This window comes from Nocardioides daphniae (assembly GCF_004777465.1).
GTDB lineage: Bacteria > Actinomycetota > Actinomycetes > Propionibacteriales > Nocardioidaceae > Nocardioides > Nocardioides daphniae.
Genome location: NZ_CP038462.1, coordinates 2,942,299 through 2,959,385 on the forward strand (window position 1 = coordinate 2,942,299; position 17,087 = coordinate 2,959,385).

Annotated in this window: 15 protein-coding genes and 4 pseudogenes; 7 read left to right on the forward strand and 12 right to left on the reverse strand. The window is 70.7% G+C overall.

Features of this window, described 5'->3' with window-relative positions; genetic code table 11:
• Positions 1-9 precede the first annotated feature (9 nt).
• Complete coding sequence (locus E2C04_RS14455; RefSeq protein WP_135833123.1) at positions 10-351, reverse strand: LysM peptidoglycan-binding domain-containing protein; 342 nt, start codon at positions 349-351, stop codon at positions 10-12.
• 307 nt (positions 352-658) lie between these two features.
• Between E2C04_RS14455 and E2C04_RS14460 the strand changes: the two genes are divergently transcribed.
• Positions 659-1,450, forward strand: a complete 792-nt coding sequence (locus tag E2C04_RS14460; RefSeq protein WP_158630704.1) for a GNAT family N-acetyltransferase — start codon at positions 659-661, stop codon at positions 1,448-1,450.
• Between the two features lie 98 nt (positions 1,451-1,548).
• Positions 1,549-2,277, forward strand: coding sequence for a transcriptional repressor LexA (gene lexA, locus E2C04_RS14465; protein ID WP_135833125.1), 729 nt, complete (start codon positions 1,549-1,551; stop codon positions 2,275-2,277).
• A 22-nt stretch (positions 2,278-2,299) separates the two neighbouring features.
• Here the strand turns inward: lexA and E2C04_RS14470 are convergent, their stop codons facing one another.
• The 8 genes and pseudogenes from E2C04_RS14470 to miaA all read right to left on the reverse strand — a co-directional run bounded on the left by E2C04_RS14470 (position 2,300) and on the right by miaA (position 10,866).
• Positions 2,300-4,276 carry an ATP-dependent DNA helicase gene (locus E2C04_RS14470; protein ID WP_229721562.1) on the reverse strand — a complete coding sequence of 659 codons (1,977 nt, stop codon included), beginning with the start codon at positions 4,274-4,276 and terminating at the stop codon, positions 2,300-2,302.
• Between the two features lie 51 nt (positions 4,277-4,327).
• Positions 4,328-5,140 (reverse strand): protein translocase subunit SecF, encoded by an 813-nt coding sequence (gene secF / locus E2C04_RS20230; RefSeq protein WP_338088775.1) that lies wholly within the window; start codon positions 5,138-5,140, stop codon positions 4,328-4,330.
• Positions 5,124-6,614 (reverse strand): annotated as a pseudogene (gene secD, locus E2C04_RS14475) (protein translocase subunit SecD); the annotation flags it as partial. The pseudogene secD and the gene secF, both read right to left, overlap by 17 nt.
• A 129-nt stretch (positions 6,615-6,743) precedes the next feature.
• A pseudogene (gene hflX / locus E2C04_RS14480) lies at positions 6,744-8,091 on the reverse strand (GTPase HflX).
• Positions 8,092-8,356: 265 nt separating this feature from the next.
• Entirely contained in the window at positions 8,357-8,794 is a 438-nt protein-coding gene (dapF, locus tag E2C04_RS21615; protein ID WP_338088776.1) for a diaminopimelate epimerase, read from the reverse strand.
• Positions 8,795-8,889: 95 nt separating this feature from the next.
• Positions 8,890-9,288 (reverse strand): annotated as a pseudogene (locus E2C04_RS21620) (hypothetical protein); the annotation flags it as partial.
• Positions 9,173-9,724, reverse strand: a complete 552-nt coding sequence (locus tag E2C04_RS14490; RefSeq protein ID WP_135833126.1) for a dihydrofolate reductase family protein — start codon at positions 9,722-9,724, stop codon at positions 9,173-9,175. The pseudogene E2C04_RS21620 and the gene E2C04_RS14490, both read right to left, overlap by 116 nt.
• Positions 9,725-9,945: 221 nt before the next feature.
• On the reverse strand, positions 9,946-10,866 hold the full coding sequence (gene miaA, locus E2C04_RS14495; protein ID WP_135833127.1) for a tRNA (adenosine(37)-N6)-dimethylallyltransferase MiaA: 921 nt from the start codon (positions 10,864-10,866) through the stop codon (positions 9,946-9,948).
• Positions 10,867-10,926: 60 nt separating this feature from the next.
• Between miaA and E2C04_RS14500 the strand changes: the two genes are divergently transcribed.
• The 3 genes from E2C04_RS14500 to E2C04_RS14510 all read left to right on the forward strand — a co-directional run bounded on the left by E2C04_RS14500 (position 10,927) and on the right by E2C04_RS14510 (position 11,966).
• Entirely contained in the window at positions 10,927-11,133 is a 207-nt protein-coding gene (locus tag E2C04_RS14500) for an antitoxin (RefSeq protein WP_135833128.1), read from the forward strand.
• The gene (locus tag E2C04_RS14505) at positions 11,130-11,603 is read left to right on the forward strand and encodes an NUDIX domain-containing protein (RefSeq protein ID WP_135833129.1); all 474 of its coding nucleotides are present in this window, start codon (positions 11,130-11,132) and stop codon (positions 11,601-11,603) included. The genes E2C04_RS14500 and E2C04_RS14505 overlap by 4 nt, the downstream gene beginning before the upstream one ends.
• A gap of 78 nt (positions 11,604-11,681) precedes the next feature.
• Complete coding sequence (locus E2C04_RS14510; RefSeq protein ID WP_135833130.1) at positions 11,682-11,966, forward strand: hypothetical protein; 285 nt, start codon at positions 11,682-11,684, stop codon at positions 11,964-11,966.
• Positions 11,967-12,023: 57 nt separating this feature from the next.
• Here the strand turns inward: E2C04_RS14510 and E2C04_RS14515 are convergent, their stop codons facing one another.
• From E2C04_RS14515 to E2C04_RS14525, 3 genes and pseudogenes are all read right to left on the reverse strand, one after another.
• Positions 12,024-12,887, reverse strand: a complete 864-nt coding sequence (locus E2C04_RS14515) for a type IV toxin-antitoxin system AbiEi family antitoxin domain-containing protein (RefSeq protein ID WP_158630705.1) — start codon at positions 12,885-12,887, stop codon at positions 12,024-12,026.
• Between the two features lie 70 nt (positions 12,888-12,957).
• Positions 12,958-14,405: pseudogene (gene miaB, locus E2C04_RS14520) on the reverse strand (tRNA (N6-isopentenyl adenosine(37)-C2)-methylthiotransferase MiaB).
• Positions 14,406-14,564: 159 nt separating this feature from the next.
• On the reverse strand, positions 14,565-15,101 hold the full coding sequence (locus tag E2C04_RS14525) for a hypothetical protein (RefSeq protein WP_135833132.1): 537 nt from the start codon (positions 15,099-15,101) through the stop codon (positions 14,565-14,567).
• Between the two features lie 212 nt (positions 15,102-15,313).
• Here E2C04_RS14525 and E2C04_RS14530 point away from each other — a divergent pair, with 212 nt between their 5' ends.
• Both E2C04_RS14530 and E2C04_RS14535 read left to right on the forward strand, forming a co-directional pair.
• Positions 15,314-16,003 carry an amino acid ABC transporter ATP-binding protein gene (locus E2C04_RS14530; RefSeq protein WP_371870090.1) on the forward strand — a complete coding sequence of 230 codons (690 nt, stop codon included), beginning with the start codon at positions 15,314-15,316 and terminating at the stop codon, positions 16,001-16,003.
• 56 nt (positions 16,004-16,059) lie between these two features.
• A complete protein-coding gene (locus tag E2C04_RS14535) occupies positions 16,060-16,944 on the forward strand; it encodes a glutamate ABC transporter substrate-binding protein (protein WP_135833133.1) in 885 nt (294 codons plus the stop codon).
• Positions 16,945-17,087 lie beyond the last annotated feature (143 nt).

The following is a 17,087-nucleotide window of genomic DNA, read 5'->3' on the forward strand; positions in this document are numbered from 1 at the left end:
CCTCGTACGTCAGTCGGCGACCGGGACGTGGATCTCCTGGCCCAGGGTGACGACGGAGGAGTCGAGGTTGTTCAGCTCGCGGATCTCCGAGACCATCGCGCGGACCTCGCCCTCCTCGGCGACCCCGGCAGCGATGCCCCACAGGGTGTCGCCCTCGTTGACCACGACGACCTCGGTCGCCTGCGGAGCGCCGGCCTCCTCGCTGGCGGACGAGACGCCGCCAGAGCCACGCCCACGACGAGGGCCAGGAGGAGCGCAGCGAGCACGACGACGACGCGACCACGACGAGTCAGACGGACCTGGCCGCGGGGAGCGGCGGCGGTGACGGTCGAGGCGGTGGCGATGGGTCATGGAGACCTCCTGGGGAAGTGGTGGTCGTGCAGGTGCGTTGCTGTCGAACTGATGTCTATGCGGACCCGCCGACAGTTTTGGATCGAGCACCTTGACCTGCCGACGAATTCGATCAGACGTTCGATCGAACACATGTGCGACGTTAGAGCAGATGTTCGAACGAATCAAGCATCTGGTCGAACAAAAGTTCGAACGCTCTCCACGTGCCCCTCAGCTACCCGATTCTCGGCATCTGTGGCGAAAGCCTGTGCGGACGTCACCCGTATGGGGCATGCAGCCGTCGCGGCGCAGCCCTAGCGTCTGCCGCATGCGAGACCTCCTGACCACGGCCTCCGACACGATCGAGGCCGACTTCGCGGCGCTCCAGGCCGCCATCGCGCGCTCCCCGTCGCTGTCGACCGCGGACGAGCCGGACGCGACCGTCTACTGGTCCACGGCGCCGCTCGCCCTGCTCAACGTGGTCGTCAACGCCCACATCGCCCCGGAGGCCGTCGCCACCCGGGCACCCGCCCTGATCGAACCGTTCCTCCGCCGCGGCCTGCCGTTCCAGTGGATCACCACCCCCTCGACGACGACGCCGGCCCTCGAGGCCACGCTGGCCCAGCTGGGGCTGCTCGCCCGGGAGTACCCCGCGATGCACACCGCCCTGGGCGCGCCCGTCGACCCGGGCACGCCGGACGACGTCTTCATCGACGTCGCTTGGCCCGACGGCGTCGAGCCGGCCAGTCGCGCCATCCTCGAGGCGCTCGGCCACCCGGCCGCCCAGCAGGAGGTCACGCTGGGCGTGCTCGACACCCTCGACCCGGCCGACAACCAGTTCTTCATCGCCCGCAGCCTCCGCACCGGCGAGGTCCTGGGAGCCAGCACCATGCACGTACGCGGCACCAGCGTGATGCTGGCGAACGTCAGCACCACGCCGGCCGCGCGCGGGCGGGGCATCGGCCGCGCCCTGGGCGCCACCATGATGAACCGCGCCGCCTCCATCGGGGCCCAGTCGGCGACCCTCATCACCAACTCCCGGGCCTACCCGACCTACGTCGAGCTGGGCTTCCGCACGCAGTTCACCTGCGTGGCGTGGGTCTGGGACCCGCGCCGCTGAACCGCACGTGACACGCCGTTCGAACACATGTTTGAACTGGGGTCGGGATCGGACTAGCGTGAACCCCACGTCAGTCCGCACCACCCAGGAGGATCCACATGCCCAAGTCCAGCGGCGACACCGGCAAGGTCGTCTCCCTGCCCGACGGACCTCCTGACGCGACCGGGCTCACCGCGCGCCAGCAGCTGGTGCTGACCACGATCCAGGAGGCGCTGGAGACCCGGGGCTACCCGCCGAGCATGCGTGAGATCGGCACTGCGGTCGGTCTCACCAGCTCAAGCAGCGTCGCCCACCAGCTCAAGACGCTCGAGGAGAAGGGCTTCCTCAAGCGTGACCCCAACCGGCCGCGCGCGCTGCAGGTCTTCCTGCCCGAGTCGATGGCGGCCTCCCGAGCCGTCTCCAGCGCGGACGACTCCGACTTCGACCCCACGGACGTGGGCAACGCGGCGCCCGCAGCGGCGTACGTGCCGGTCGTGGGTCGTATCGCGGCCGGTGGCCCGATCCTGGCCGAGCAGCGGGTCGAGGACGTCTTCCCGCTCCCCAAGCAGCTCGTCGGCGACGGCACGCTCTTCCTGCTCGAGGTCTCCGGCGACTCGATGGTCGACGCGGCCATCTGCAACGGCGACTACGTCGTGATCCGCCAGCAGCCCGACGCCGTCAACGGCGACATCGTCGCCGCGATGATCGACGGAGAAGCCACGGTGAAGACCTTCCAGCGCAAGGGCGGCCAGGTCTGGCTGCTGCCGCACAACGACGCGTACGAGCCCATCGACGGCACCCACGCCACCATCCTGGGCAAGGTCACCGCGGTCCTGCGCAGCCTCTGATCCCGGGCTCCCGTACGCCGCGTCAGCCCGCGGCCGCGATGCGGCCGAGGGCCTGGCGCACCACGGACGGGTCTGTCGTCGACCACATCGGCGGCAGGCTCGCCTTGAGGAACCCGCCGTAGCGCTTGGTCGCCAGCCGCGGGTCGAGGATCGCCACCACGCCCTTGTCCTCGGTGGTGCGGATCAGGCGACCGACCCCCTGGGCCAGCAGCAGGGCCGCGTGGGTCGCCGAGACCTGCATGAAGCCGTTGCCGCCGGCCTTGTCGGCGGCCCGCGAACGGGCAGACATCAGCGGGTCGTCGGGCCGCGGGAACGGGATCCGGTCGATCAGCACCAGCTGGCAGGTGTCGCCGGGCACGTCCAGGCCCTGCCAGAGCGTGAGCGTGCCGAAGAGGTTGGTGTGCGGGTCCTCGACGAACTGCTTCGCCAGCTCCGGCAGCTGGGCGTCGCCCTGCGCCAGGGTGGTGAGGTGCGGGAGCCGCTCACGGACGGCCTCCGCCGCCGCGTCCGCCGCCCGTCGGGACGAGAAGAGCCCCAGCGTGCGCCCCTGGGCGGCGTCGATCAGCTCGACGATCTCGTCGATCTGCGCCTTGCCGAGGCCGTCGCGACCGGGGTCCGGCAGGTGCCGGGCGACGTACAGGATGCCCTGGCGCGAGTAGTCGAAGGGTGAGCCCACGTCGAGCGCCCGCCACGGCAGCGCGTCGTCGGCGCTCACCTCGCCGGCGCCCGTGTCGACGCGCTCCGACGGCTTGAGCCCGAGGCTGCCGGCGACCGCGTTGAAGTCGCCGCCGAGCATCAGGGTGGCGGAGGCGAAGACGACCGTCTTCTCGGTGAGCAGGCGCTCACGCATCTGGGCCCACACCTGCAGCGGCGCCACGGCCAGCCGGGCCGGGATCCGCTCGCGGGCCTCGTTGAGCCAGAGCACGTCCGACTCCTTGAAGGCCGCCATCCGCTCCGCGGTGGCGAAGACCTCCTGCGCCAACCCCTTGGCCTGCGTACGCCCGGCGTCGGCGTCGCCCTCGTCCTTGCCGAAGGCGGAGACCAGGGACCGTGCGGCGTCGCGGACGAGGACCAGCGCGTCGGAGAGCTGCTCGCCGGCGGTCTCGATCCGGCCCGGCGAGGTGGCGGCGAGCGCATCGGCCAGGGCGTCCGCGGCGTCGGCCAGGTCGTCGGCGGCGGTGGAGGCCGCGCCCTTGTCGGCGATGTGCTTCTGGGAGCGCTTCGCGGCCCGCTGCACGTCACCCACGGTGAGCTCGTCGGTGGCTGCCTGGGTGACGCGGCTGACCAGCTCGTGCGCCTCGTCGATCACCACGACGTCGTAGTCGGGGATCATCGGCACGCCCTCGATCGCGTCGATGGCGAGGAGCGAGTGGTTGGTGACGATCAGGTGGGAGCTGGCCGCCTTCTCCTTGGCCCGCTCGGCGAAGCACTCCTGGGCGAAGGCGCAGCGCGCGGCGCCCAGGCACTCGCGGTGGTTGACGCTGACCTGGCGCCAGACCCTCTCGGTGTGCCGAGGGGCGTTGTCACGCTCCCCCGTGCCGCCGGTCTCGGCCTCCATCTCGGCCCAGCCACGCAACGCCAGGACCTCGGCACCCATCGAGCCCTCGGGGACGTCGACGAGCACACCCTGGTCGTCCGGGACGCCCTCGCGGATGCGGTGCAGGCAGGCGTAGTTGGAGCGGCCCTTCAGCACGGCGTACGAGGTGTCGAGCCGGTCGCCGACCGCCTCCACGAGCCGCGGGATGTCGCGCTCGACGAGCTGGTGCTGGAGCGCCAGCGTCGCGGTGGCGACGACCACGCGGTCGTGGTTGAGCAGGCTCGGGACGAGGTAGCCGAGCGACTTTCCGGTGCCGGTGCCGGCCTGGACGATGAGGTGCTGCTGCTCCGTCATCGCCCGGGCGACGGCCTCGGCCATCTCGACCTGGCCGGAGCGCTCCTTGCCCCCCAACGCCTCGACGGCGGCGGAGAGGACCTCACGGACGGGCGACTTGTCTGGCACCGGCTGAACTCTAGCCAGCCCCGCCGACAACTACGGCACCGCCGCGGTCGGTCAGACCACGGCGCCGGACTGGTCGCGCTCGATCTTGGCCTTCTCCGCCTTCTCCTTGGCCATCGGCCACTTCTGCTGCAGGTAGGTGACCAGCGGGGTGGCCACGAAGACCGAGCTGTAGGTACCGACCAGGAGACCGACCAGCAGGGCGATCGAGAAGTCGCGCAGCGAGTCGCCACCGATGATCGCGAGGGCGGCGAGGATGAACATGGTGCCCAGACCGGTGTTGACCGTGCGCGGCAGCGTCTCCACGGCAGCCTTGTTGGCCTGCGCAGTGAACGAGTCGGTCGGCTTCGAGCCCTGCCAGCGCTCACGGACGCGGTCGAAGACGACGACGGTGTCGTTGACCGACAGACCGATGATCGTCATGGCCGCGGCCAGGAAGATGCCGCCGTCGATCGGCTTGCCGAGCCAGGCGAAGAGCCCGACCACGATCGCGACGTCGTGCACCATCGCGAGCACGGCCGAGACACCGAAGGTCCACTTGAAGCGGACCGCCAGGTAGAGCAGCTGGGCCAGGAACGCGACGCCGAAGGCGATCAGCGCGCGGTCGCGCAGCTCCTTGCCGAAGGAGGCGCTGCTTCTCGTCACGCTCCAGGTCGGCCGTGCCGCCGACCGTGGCGATGGCGTCCTGGACCTGCTGCGCCTCCTCGCCGTCGATGGTGCCGGTGCGGACCAGGATCTTGTCGCCGTCGGTCTCCTGGACCGACGCGACGTCGATGCCTGCGTCGTCGAGCGCCTCACGCGCGTCGTCGGCCGTGACGGTCTTCTGCGTCGAGTACTCGAGCACCCGGCCGCCGGCGAACTCGACACCGAGGTTGAGGCCGTTGACGAAGATGCCCGACAGGGCGATGACGGTGACCACGCCGGAGAGGGCCAGCCAGTTGCGCCGCCCCTTCATCAGGTCGGGGTTCTTGCGCTCCAGCCACTTGCGCACGCGCCCGATGTCACCGATGCCGGTGACCGCCGGGTGCTTGGCGATGCGCTTGTTGGAGACGCCGATCTCGGTCAGGACGCGCGCGATGATCAGCGCGGAGATCATCGAGGCGACGACACCGATGGTCAGGGTGACACCGAAGCCCTTGATCGGCCCGGAGCCGAGGAAGAAGAGCAGGCCGGCCGCCAGCAGCGTGGTCACGTTGGAGTCGATGATCGCGCTCCACGCCTTGTTGAAGCCCACCATCAGCGCGCGGCGCAGGCCGGCGGAGGGGTACGCGGCGTACTCCTCGCGGGCGCGCTCGAAGACGAGGACGTTGGCGTCGATCGCCATGCCGATGGCGAGCACGAAACCAGCCAGGCCGGGCAGCGTCAGCGTCGAGCCCAGCGCGATGAGCATGGCGTAGGCGAGCAGGGCGTACGAGGCCAGCGCCAAGGTGGCCATCAGGCCGACGAAGCGGTAGACGGCCACGATGAAGAGGCCGGTCAGGGCGATGCCGATGACGCCGGCGAGGATCGAGTCGTCGATCGCCTTCTCTCCCAGGGTGGGGCCGGCGAAGCGGACGTCGATCGGCTTGACCTCGAGCGGCAGCGAGCCACCCTCAATCAGGGCCGCGAGCTCGTTGACCTCGTCGACGGTGAAGCCGCCGGTGATCTGGGTGCCGCCCTGGATGGAGCCGCCGCAGGAGCCCTGCACCTCGGGGGCCGAGATGACCTTGTCGTCGAGGACGATCGCGATGCGGCGCTTGTCGCCCTGCTCGCACATGGCGGCGGCGGAGAGGTCGCTGAACTTCTTCGAGCCGGCCCGGCTGAAGTCGACGTTGACGACCCACTCGGTCGAGTTCTGGCCCTGGCCTGCGTCGGCGCCCTTGATGTCCTCACCCTCGAGCGCGGTGGGGCCGATCTCGATGAACCCCTCCTCCGGGCGGTCGCTGGGGAGGATCTCGTTGCCCTTCTCTGAGGGCTTCTGCTTCTCGTCGGTGATCCCGCCGGCCACGACCGGGTGCACGGTCAGCTGGGCGGTCTGGCCGAGCTGGTCGGCCGCCTCGTCGGCGTCCTTGACGCCGGGCAGCTCGACGATGATCCGGTTCTCGCCCGAGCGCACGATGTTGGGCTCGGAGAGGCCGAGGGCGTTGACGCGCTGCTCGAGGACGGCCTTGGTGCGGTCGGTGTTCTCCGCGTTGGCCTTCGTGCCGTTGGGCGAGTCGTAGGTCTGGAGGGTGACCGAGACGCCGCCCTTCAGGTCGAGGCCCAGGGTGGGTTCCTTGTTGAGCGCCAGCGCGGCACAACCGGCCAGGAGACCGAGCACCAGCACGAAGCGGATCCAAGCAGCACGAGACATGCGCGTCATCTTTCCTCAGCGTTCTGCGCCGCCCCCATCCGGGGCGGTACGGGAACTCCAACGAGCCCCCGACGGATCAGGTTCCCACGGAACAGCGTCGCATCCCGCGCGAACCCGCCCATCGGATCGCCGCGCGGCTCAGACGGCGTACGCCCGGAGCTCGCCTGCGAGGTCCTCGTTGACCCGTCCCGACACGCGCGTCCCGTCACCGGTGTGCTCGAGCGTGACGATCTCGCCCTGCTGGTGCAGCTTGTTGAGCAGGTCGCCGCGGTCGTAGGGCAGCAGCACCTCGAACTCGATGTCGGGGCGCGGCAGCTCGGCCTCGACCAGCTCCAGCACCTCGGGGATGCCCTCACCGGTCCTGGCGGAGACCACGACGCTGTGCGGCTCGCGTTGGCGCAGCCGCGCCAGGGTCAGCGGGTCGGCGGCGTCGGCCTTGTTGATCACGACGATCTCGGGGATCCGGTCGGCCTCGATCTCGGCGAAGACCTCGCGCACCGCGGCCAGCTGGCCCTCCGGGTCGGGGTGCGAGCCGTCGACCACGTGCAGGATCAGGTCGGCCTCGCCGACCTCCTCCAGCGTCGAGCGGAACGCCTCCACCAGCTGGTGGGGCAGGTGCCGGACGAAGCCGACGGTGTCGCTCATCGTGTAGACGCGGCCGTCGCTGGTCGTCGTGCGCCGCGTCGTCGGGTCAGGGTCGCGAAGAGCGCGTCCTCCACCAGCACGCCGCGTCGGTCAGCCGGTTGATCAGCGACGACTTGCCGCGCGTGGTGTAGCCGGCGATCGCGACGCTCGGGACCTTGTTGCCGCGGCGCTTGGAGCGCTTGGTCTCGCGGACCTTCGACATCCCCTTGAGCTCGCGGCGGAGCTTGGCGATGCGGTCGTTGATGCGACGGCGGTCGGTCTCGATCTTGGTCTCACCGGGGCCACGGCCACCGATGCCCTCACCGCCGGCGACCCGTCCACCGGCCTGGCGCGAAAGGTTGCCACCCCATCCACGCAGGCGCTGCTTCATGTAGCTCAGCTGGGCCAGCTCGACCTGCGCTGGCCCTCCTTGGACTTCGCGTGCTGGGCGAAGATGTCGAGGATCAGGGCGGTCCGGTCGACGACCTTGACCTTGAGCGGTCCTCGAGGTTCCTCAGCTGGCTGGGGGCGAGCTCACCGTCGCAGAGATCACGGTGTCGGCGCCGGTCGCCTTCACGATCTCGGCGAGGCCCTCGACCTTGCCGCGACCGATGTACGTCGCGGGGTCGGGCCGCTGGCGGCGCTGGTAGACGGCCTCCAGCACCTCGGAGCCGGCGGTCTCGGCGAGCGCGGCCAGCTCGGCCATCGAGTTCTCCGCGTCGGCGACGGTGCCCTCGGTCCAGACGCCCACCAGGACGACCTTCTCCAGGCGCAGCTGGCGGTACTCGACCTCGGTGATGTCCTCGAGCTCGGTGCGCAGCCCGGCGGCGCGCTTGAGCGCGTAGCGCTCGGCGAGGTCCATCTCGCCGGTGGTGGCCTCGTCGAGCTCGGGGTCGGGCTCGTCGGCATAGCCCGCGCCGGGCACGTCGGCATAACCGGAGACGAAGTCGTCCGTCTCCTCCTCGGCGTCGTCGTCGAGGGCGTCCGCCAGGTCGGCGTCGTCGTCCCAGGTGCGGGTGGCGGCGAGCTCGTCGGCGAGGGTGAAGTGCTTGTGGTTCGTCATATGCCGTCCAGCCTAGGTCGCCGCACCAGACAGCGCGACTGGATATCCGGCGCCGGCGTGACGGTCAGAGGTCCGTCTCGCCCCGGGCCACCAGGACGGCCGGCCCGGTCATCAGGATCCGGTCGTCGTCGGTCCACGTGATCGACAGCGTGCCGCCCGGCACGTCGACCCTGTACTCCGTGCCCCGCGGCGCCCCGTCGAGCACGGCCGTCGCGACCATCACCGCACAGGCGCCGGTGCCGCAGCTGCGGGTCTCCCCGGAGCCGCGCTCGTGGACGCGCATCGCGACGTGGTGCTCGCCCCGGCGGACGACGAACTCCACGTTGACCCCGTGCGGGTAGACGTCGACGTCGTGGCCCGGCGCCTCCAGCAGCGACCCCGCCTCGGCGAGGTCGTCGACAAAGGTGACCGCGTGCGGGTTGCCCATGTCGACGTTGGCCGCGGCCATGGCCCGCTCCCCCACCGTGACGGTCGAGTCCACGCCCAGCAGCGGCTTGCCCATGTCGACGGTGAGCAGGTCACCGGAGACGGTGACGACCTTGACCCCGCGCGGGTGGCGACCTCGATCGGACGGTCGGCGTCGACCAGGCCCTCGTCGAGGAGGTGGCGGGCGAAGACCCGCACCCCGTTGCCGCACATCTCCGACAGCGAGCCGTCGGAGTTGCGGTAGTCCATGAACCACTCGGCGCCCGACTCCCCCAGGGCCTCGCTGCGGACCACGCGCAGCACGCCGTCGGCCCCCAGGCCGGCCCGGCGGTCGCACAACGCCCGCACGCGCTCGGCGGAGAGCTCTCCGTGCAGCGAGCCGTCGTGGTCGGGCAGCAGCACGAAGTCGTTCTCCGTGCCGTGGCCCTTGAGGAAGGGGTAGGTCACCGACCCATCATCCCACGGGGGCGGACCCCGGCCCCAGGACCGTGTAGCGGGTGCAGACGAAGTCGCCGTTGCGCACGACCTCCTCCAGCTGCAGCTCCACCCGGGCCGGCAGCAGCGGCGCACCGGCCCCCAGCGTCACCGGCGCGAGCTGCACCCAGAGCTCGTCGACCAGCCCGGCCTCCACGAAGCGCGCCACGAGCGCACCGCCACCCACCAGCCAGAGGTCCTTGCCGCCCGCAGCTTCGACGGCCTCGGCGTGCAGGCTGCGTACGTCGTCGAGGGTGTCGGCGGCGACGAAGCGGACGCCGTCGGCCGGCGCGAAGTCACGGTGGGTGAGCACCCAGGTGGGCATCCCGCCCACGGCCGCCTCCTCGCCGTGGTCGACCAGCCACTGCCAGGTCGAGGCGCCCATCACCGCCGCCCCCAGACGCGGCTGCACGGTCTCGAACCCCATCGCCGAGCCCATGTCGATGTCCCGGCTGACCAGCCACGACAGGTCATGGTCAGGGTCGGCGATGAAGCCGTCGAGCGAGCAACCGGTGTAGAAGAGCGTCGTCATGCGTCCATTTCGATCCAGCGTTTGCTTGGAAAGTCAAGGCCGTCCACGTGATGGTCAACACACTTCCCACGAGACTTACCAATCGGTAAGTTTCGGAGGCGTAGGGAAGGGGCGACCCACCCGACACGCAAGACTTCCGCCGCACATCCGGCTCTACGCGGCGGAACCCCGTACTGGGGAGGGAGACACGGAGGGCGGTCCTGGGAGGGATCGCCCTTCGGTCATTTCTGTGGCAGCTGCGGCAGGGCGGCGACGGCCCGGTCGAGCCGGTCGTCGGCGTCGTACGGCACCCAGGCGATGCGGTCGTCCTTGCGGAACCACGACTCCTGGCGGCGCGCGAACCGTCGCGTCGCAACCACCGTGCGCTCCTTGGCCTGCGCGAGGTCGAGGTCGCCGGCGACGTACGCCGCCACCTCGCGGTAGCCGATCGCCATCGAGGCCGTGCGGCCCTGTGCCAGCCCCCGCTCGAGCAGGCGCTCGACCTCCTCGACGAACCCCTCGGCGAACATCTGCTCCACACGCTGCGCGATCCGCTCGTCCAGCGTCGGGCGGTCGATGTCGACCCCGACCTGAACCGTCAGCGGGTCGGCGTACTCCAACCGTGGAAGGGTGGCGCTGTAGGGGCGCCCGGTCAGCTCGACGACCTCCAGCGCACGGACGATCCGGCGGCCGTTCTCGCCCAGGATGGTGGCGGCGGCCTCGGCGTCGACCGCGGCCAGTCGACGGTGCATCTCGGCCGCGCCCACCTCCGCCAGCTCGGCCTCGAGGCGGCGGCGCACGGCCTGGTCGGTGCCGGGGAAGTCGAACTGGTCGACCACGGCACGCACGTAGAGCGCCGACCCGCCGACGAGCACCGGCGTACGCCCGCGCCCCCGGACCTCGGCGATCGTCGCGCGGGCCAACTGCTGGAACTCCGCCACGCTCACTGCCTCGGTGACCTCCATCAGGTCGAGGAGGTGGTGCGGGATGCCGCGGCGCTGGTCGGGCGGCAGCTTGGCGGTGCCGATGTCCATGCCGCGGTAGACCTGCATGGCGTCGGTGTTGACGATCTCGCCGTCGAGCCGCTCGGCCAGGTCGAGCGAGAGTCCGGTCTTGCCGGCGGCGGTCGCCCCGACCACGGCGACGATCGGCGGCAGGCTCATGCGACTAGTGTTCCAAAGTGCGGGAGCGCTGCGGGCACTCCCCCGACCAAGGGAGACGAGATGGGATTCCTCGACGACGCCAAGGCCAAGCTCACCGACGCGGTCGACAAGTCCGGCGACAAGATCGGTGACGCCCTCGACAAGGCGGGCGACATGGCCGACCGGAAGACCGGCGGCAAGCACGCCGACAAGATCGACGGCGGCGTGGCCAAGGTCAAGGACGCGCTCGACGGACTCGACGGCAAGAAGGACGACGACCTCGCGTGAGCAGCTCATCGGACGCCGGGACGCTCGACCGCTTCGTCGTCGTCCCGGCGTCGTACGTCTACCTGCTGCGTGAGGGCGAGTCGGGCACCGAGGTGCTCCTGCAGCAGCGCGGCGACGTGCCCTACATGGCCGGCCACTGGGCTGCCGGGGCCGCCGGGCACGTCGAGCGCGGCGAGGACGCCTTCAACGCGGCCCGGCGCGAGCTGCGCGAGGAGCTGGACGTGAGCGCCGAGCTGCAGTTCGAGTTCACGATGCAGCGCACCCAGCACGCCGACGCCATCGACGAACGGGTCGACTTCTTCTTCACCGCGCGTGCCTGGGAGGGCGAGCCCCGGGCGGTCGAGGGGGCCAAGTGCGCCGGTCTCGGGTGGTTCGGGCTGGACGAGCTGCCGAGCCCGATGGTTCCGCACGAGGCGCACGCGCTGGCCCACCTCGGGAGCGGCCTGCCCTACCTCACCTTCGGCTTCTGAGCCGGCGCCGGAGGGTTGTCGCCCGGGCCGCGCGGGTACGGGAGGGAGCACCCGTCCCTGAGATCTCGAGGAGTCAGCATGAGCACCCTCCCCCCGAAGCCCGACCCCGTCACCGAGGAGCCCGAGCTCAAGCCGGGCGGCATCGACGCGATCCCGGACGACCCGGACGGCCTGGGCCTGCCGCGTGACCTCGCGCCGGAGAACAACCCGGCGGTGGACGACGAGCTGCCGGACGAGATCGCCGAGCCCGACGACAAGGACCAGGCACCGTCCGGCGAGGCCGACGACCAGGAGGCCGGCACCGAGCGCGACCCGGAGGCCGGTCAGCTGGACGAGGAGGGCAACCCGGAGCCGCCCGCCTGACCGAGCACCTACGAAACAGCGGTGCCAATCGCACGAGGGGCCACCTGAGTGGGTCGCTCAAGCGATTGGCACCGCCTTTTCGTTGCCAGCTCCAGCACGGTTCGAACCCGCTCCGGCTCCAGCACCACGTCTTCCCAGGTGAACCGGAGCACCAGCCAGGGCCGCGGTGAAGTCGTTGTAGCGACGGGCGTCCCGCACCAGCGCTGAGCGCCCGCCGTGCCACTTGAACGAGTCGGACTCCAGGACGATCCCCAGCTCGAGGTCCACGAGGTCGGGCCTCCCGATGAATCGGCCGCCCGAGTAGAGCGGCGCCTGTGGCCGGACAGTCAGACCTCGTACGTCGAGCGCCACTGCCCGCAGACCCGACTCGAACGGGTTGGCGGCCAGGTCGGTCGCGGCAGCGGCCACCCTGCGGGCCTGACGCGCGCCGTGCCCCCTGGCCTCCCCAGCGACTCGGGCGAGCCATCCGGGGGTGCGCCCCTGACGCAGCGCCGAGTCGGCGAAGGCGAGTGCCGCAGGGAACGAGCAAGCCCGCAGGCAGTCGAGCATCGTGCGGTCCGGCGACGTGAGACCGTCACGGACGTCGTCGGGATGCAGGTCGACCCGGTGCAGCGTCACGTCCCGCGAGCGCTCCTGGCTGACCCGCCGGCGAACCGGCAGGGTCACGTGGGGCTGCTCAGGCGCCAGGAGCACCGGCCACCCGTGGTGCAGCGCTGCGCTCTCGTGCGAGAGCACGCCGTTGAGCGCGTGCGCACGCCGGCGGTCGGCTGCAACACCCGGCAGGGCGAAGCGCCCACGCCCCACCCTGACCAGCCGCCCGACCTCCACCGCTCGGTCCAGCGCCGTCCGGCCGAGCGGCGCCTCGAGCTCGGCACGCGTGGCCAGCCCACCGGACCGGCGCAGCAGCTCCTCGACCTCCACACCCCCACGGTGCCGCAACGACGACGGGCCCCGTGGAGTCTCTCCACAGGGCCCGTCGGCTCAGCTCAGCTCAGGCGCCGCACGCCGGCGCGGCCGGCGGCAACGGGGCAGGCACGCCGATCGACGGCATCCCGAGCCCCACGCCGGCAGTGGGCGCAGGTGCAGCGGTGCGCTTCTCCCAGGCGTCGCCCGAACGGGTGCGGCGCACCGCGCGGATCGGGGCATCGGCGATCAGGTGGTGCGGGGCCGCGCGGGTGATCTCGACGGTGACCATGTCGCCGGGACGCACGGAGTCGGCGTCGACCTCGGAGAAGTCGGTCGCGAAGTGGACCAGGCGGTTGTCCGGGCCACGGCCCGACAGCCGGTGCGTCTCGCCGTCCTTGCGGCCCTCTCCCTCGGAGACCATCAGCTCGACGGTGCGACCGACGATCTTCTTGTTCTCCTCCCAGGTGATCTCCTCCACCAGTGCAGCGAGGCGTTGGTAGCGGTCCTTCACCACGGCGGGGTCGACCTGGTCGGGCATCGTCGCGGCGGGCGTCCCCGGACGGATCGAGTACTGGAAGGTGAACGCCTGCGCGAAGCGCGCCTGCCGCACGACCTCCATCGCTGGAGGAAGTCCTCCTCGCTCTCACCGGGGAAGCCGACGATGATGTCGGTGGAGATCGCGGCGTCGGGGATCGCGGCGCGGACCTTGTCGAGGATGCCGAGGAACTTCTTCTGGCGGTAGGACCGGCGCATCGCCCGCAGCACCACGTCGGAGCCCGACTGCAGCGGCATGTGCAGCTGCGGCATCACGTTCGGCGTCTCGGCCATCGCCTCGATCACGTCGTCGGTGAACTCGGCCGGGTGGGGCGAGGTGAAGCGCACCCGCTCGAGGCCCTCGATCTCGCCGCAGGCGCGCAGCAGCTTCGAGAAGGCCTGGCGGTCGCCGAACTCGACGCCGTACGCGTTGACGTTCTGCCCCAGCAGGGTGACCTCGGTGACGCCCTCCGCGACCAGCGCCCGCACCTCGGCGAGGATGTCGCCGGGGCGCCGGTCCTGCTCCTTGCCGCGCAGCGACGGGACGATGCAGAAGGTGCAGGTGTTGTTGCACCCGACCGAGATGGAGACCCACGCGGCGTACGCGGAGTCGCGCTTGGTCGGCAGCGTCGAGGGGAAGACCGACAGCGACTCGAGGATCTCGACCTGGGCGGCCTCCTGCGACCGGGCCCGGTCGAGCAGGGCCGGCAGCGAGCCGATGTTGTGGGTGCCGAAGACCACGTCGACCCACGGCGCCTTCTTGACGATGAGGTCTCGGTCCTTCTGCGCCATGCAGCCGCCGACGGCGATCTGCAGGTCGGGCTTCTTGGCCTTCACCGGGGCGAGGTGGCCGAGGTTGCCGTAGAGGCGGTTGTCGGCGTTCTCGCGCACGGCACAGGTGTTGAAGACGACGACGTCGGCCTGCTCACCGTCCGGCGCGGCGACGTAGCCCGCGTCCTCGAGCAGCCCGGTGAGGCGCTCGGAGTCGTGGACGTTCATCTGGCACCCGTAGGTCTTCACCTCGTACGTGCGGGGCGCAGGTCCAGCGGCAGGGGTCACGTCGAGCGTGGCGGCAGGCAGGGCAGGCTGTGCAGTCATGGCGCCTTCAAGGGTACGGCGGTGCGGCGGCAGGCACAGAAATCCCGCGCCAGCGCGGGGTCAGGTGGGCGACTGCGTACGGTCGTCGACCGGCAGCTCGGGCCACGACGCGAGGCGTGACTCGAGCTCGGCGACGGTGCCGTGCGGGAAGCCGTACGCCTGCCACGCGGCCGCGGAGGAGTCGCTGGCGACGTCCTCGAGGACGGACTGCGAGGCGTCGACCACGGCCCGGACCAGGTCCTGGAGCGGGACGCTCCCCTCCCAGACGGTGTGGCCGTCGTCGTCGCGCGCCTCGGGGGCGTACGTCGTCACGTGGACGATCCGGACCAGCACGGCGCCGCCGGCACGGCGCAGGAGCCAGCGGAACTCACCGGGGTCCTCGGCCCAGGCGCAGCGCGCCTCCTCGGCACCCGCGCAGAGGTCGGAGACCGCGCGGAGCAGGTCGCCGAGGGCGTCGGTGACGTGCGAGGCGGAGACCACCGCGCGCAGTCCGCGCAGGGAGATTCCCGCCGTGGCCCACCCTCCGGGGCCCACGTCGAACCAGAACTGCAGTCTCTGCGACGACGCCCAGTCGCCCCAATGGGTCGGTCGGACCACCGCCCCCACCTCCTGTTCCCGAGAACGGCCGAAAGGTAGCAGTCAGGTCACAGAGCGGTAAAGGTAGTCCTTCCGGGCCACCCCGCAGTGGCCCGGATCACCACTGTGGGACTACGTTCAGGGGCATGACAGCCGCGGTGGAGCACCAGAGCAGCGCCCCGAGCACCGAAGGACTGGTCGTCCTCAAGGGCGTGAACAAGTACTTCGGGGCCATGCACGCCCTCAAGGACATCAACCTGTCGATCAAGCGCGGCGAGGTCGTGGTCGTGATCGGGCCGTCGGGCTCGGGCAAGTCCACGCTCTGCCGCACGATCAACCGGTTGGAGACGATCTCCGACGGCGAGATCCTCATCGACGGACAGCAGCTCCCGCAGGAGGGCAAGGCCCTGGCGGGCCTGCGCGCCGAGGTGGGCATGGTCTTCCAGTCGTTCAACCTCTTCGCGCACAAGACGATCCTCGAGAACGTCACGCTCGGCCCGATCAAGGTCCGCAAGCAGAAGAAGGAAGAGGCCGAGAAGCACGCCATGGAGCTCCTCGAGCGCGTGGGCGTGGCCGCCCAGGCCCAGAAGTACCCGGCCCAGCTCTCGGGCGGCCAGCAGCAGCGCGTGGCGATCGCCCGCGCCCTGGCCATGGAGCCGAAGGTGATGCTCTTCGACGAGCCCACCTCCGCGCTCGACCCCGAGATGATCAAGGAGGTCCTCGACGTCATGGTCGACCTCGCCAAGCAGGGCATGACCATGGTCGTGGTGACCCACGAGATGGGCTTCGCGCGGACGGCCGGCGACCGGGTGATCTTCATGGCCGACGGCGCGATCGTGGAGGAGAACAGCCCCGAGGAGTTCTTCACCAATCCGCAGAGTGATCGAGCCAAGGACTTCCTGGGCAAGATCCTCAAGCACTGACCCGGGCCGGGGTCCAGCCCCGGTCTCGTCCACGTCCACAACAGAGGGAGAAACAGATGAGGTTCACCAGGACGAAGGCCCTCGCGGTCGCCACCGGGCTCGCGCTGGCCCTTGCCGCCTGCGGTGACGCGGGGGACGACGGTGACGACGGCGCTGACGTCGACGTCGCGGAGAACGCGGCCGACGACTTCGACGAGGGCACCCGCATGAAGGCGCTCGCCGAGGACGGCAAGATCCGGATCGGCGTCAAGTTCGACCAGCCGGGCATCGGCTTCAAGGGCGCCACCGACGACGCGCCGCGCGGCTTCGACCCCGAGATCGGCAAGATCCTCGCCGCCGACCTGGGCATCCCCGCCTCCGACATCGAGTGGGTCGAGACGGTCTCCACCAACCGCGAGCCCTTCCTCGAGCAGGGTGAGGTCGACCTCGTCATCGCGTCGTACTCGATCACCGACGAGCGCCGCAAGGTCGTCGGCCAGGCCGGCCCCTACTACGTCACGGGCCAGCAGCTGCTGGTGCGCTCCGACAGCGACATCGAGACCCTCGACGACGTGAAGGGCACCGAGGTCTGCTCGGTCACCGGCTCCACGTCGCTCGACAACATCAAGGCCGAGGGCGCCAAGCCCCGCGGCTTCGACACCTACTCCGAGTGCGTCGACCAGGTGCTCGACGGCGCGGTCGACGCCATGACCACCGACGGCGCGATCCTGCTCGGCTACGCCGCCGAGAACCCCGACGAGCTGAAGGTCGTCGTCGACCCGTTCTCGGAGGAGCGCTACGGCGTCGGCTACAGCCTCGACCACCCGGAGATGTGTGAGTGGATCACCGACACGCTCGAGGACGCCCAGGAGGACGGTCTGTGGGCCGACGCCTTCGAGTCCACGCTGGGAGAGTCGGGCGTCGAGACGCCCGAGCCGCCCCAGATGGACGCCTGCGCCTGATCCGCTGACGCTTCAACTGCACGACACGGTGCCGGTGGGTCGGGAACGGCCCACCGGCACCTCACAGAGAGGAGGTGCCCTGAATGAACGTGGTGTTCGACAACTTCGACGAGGTCCTCAAGGCCTTCGCGTGACGATCGGGC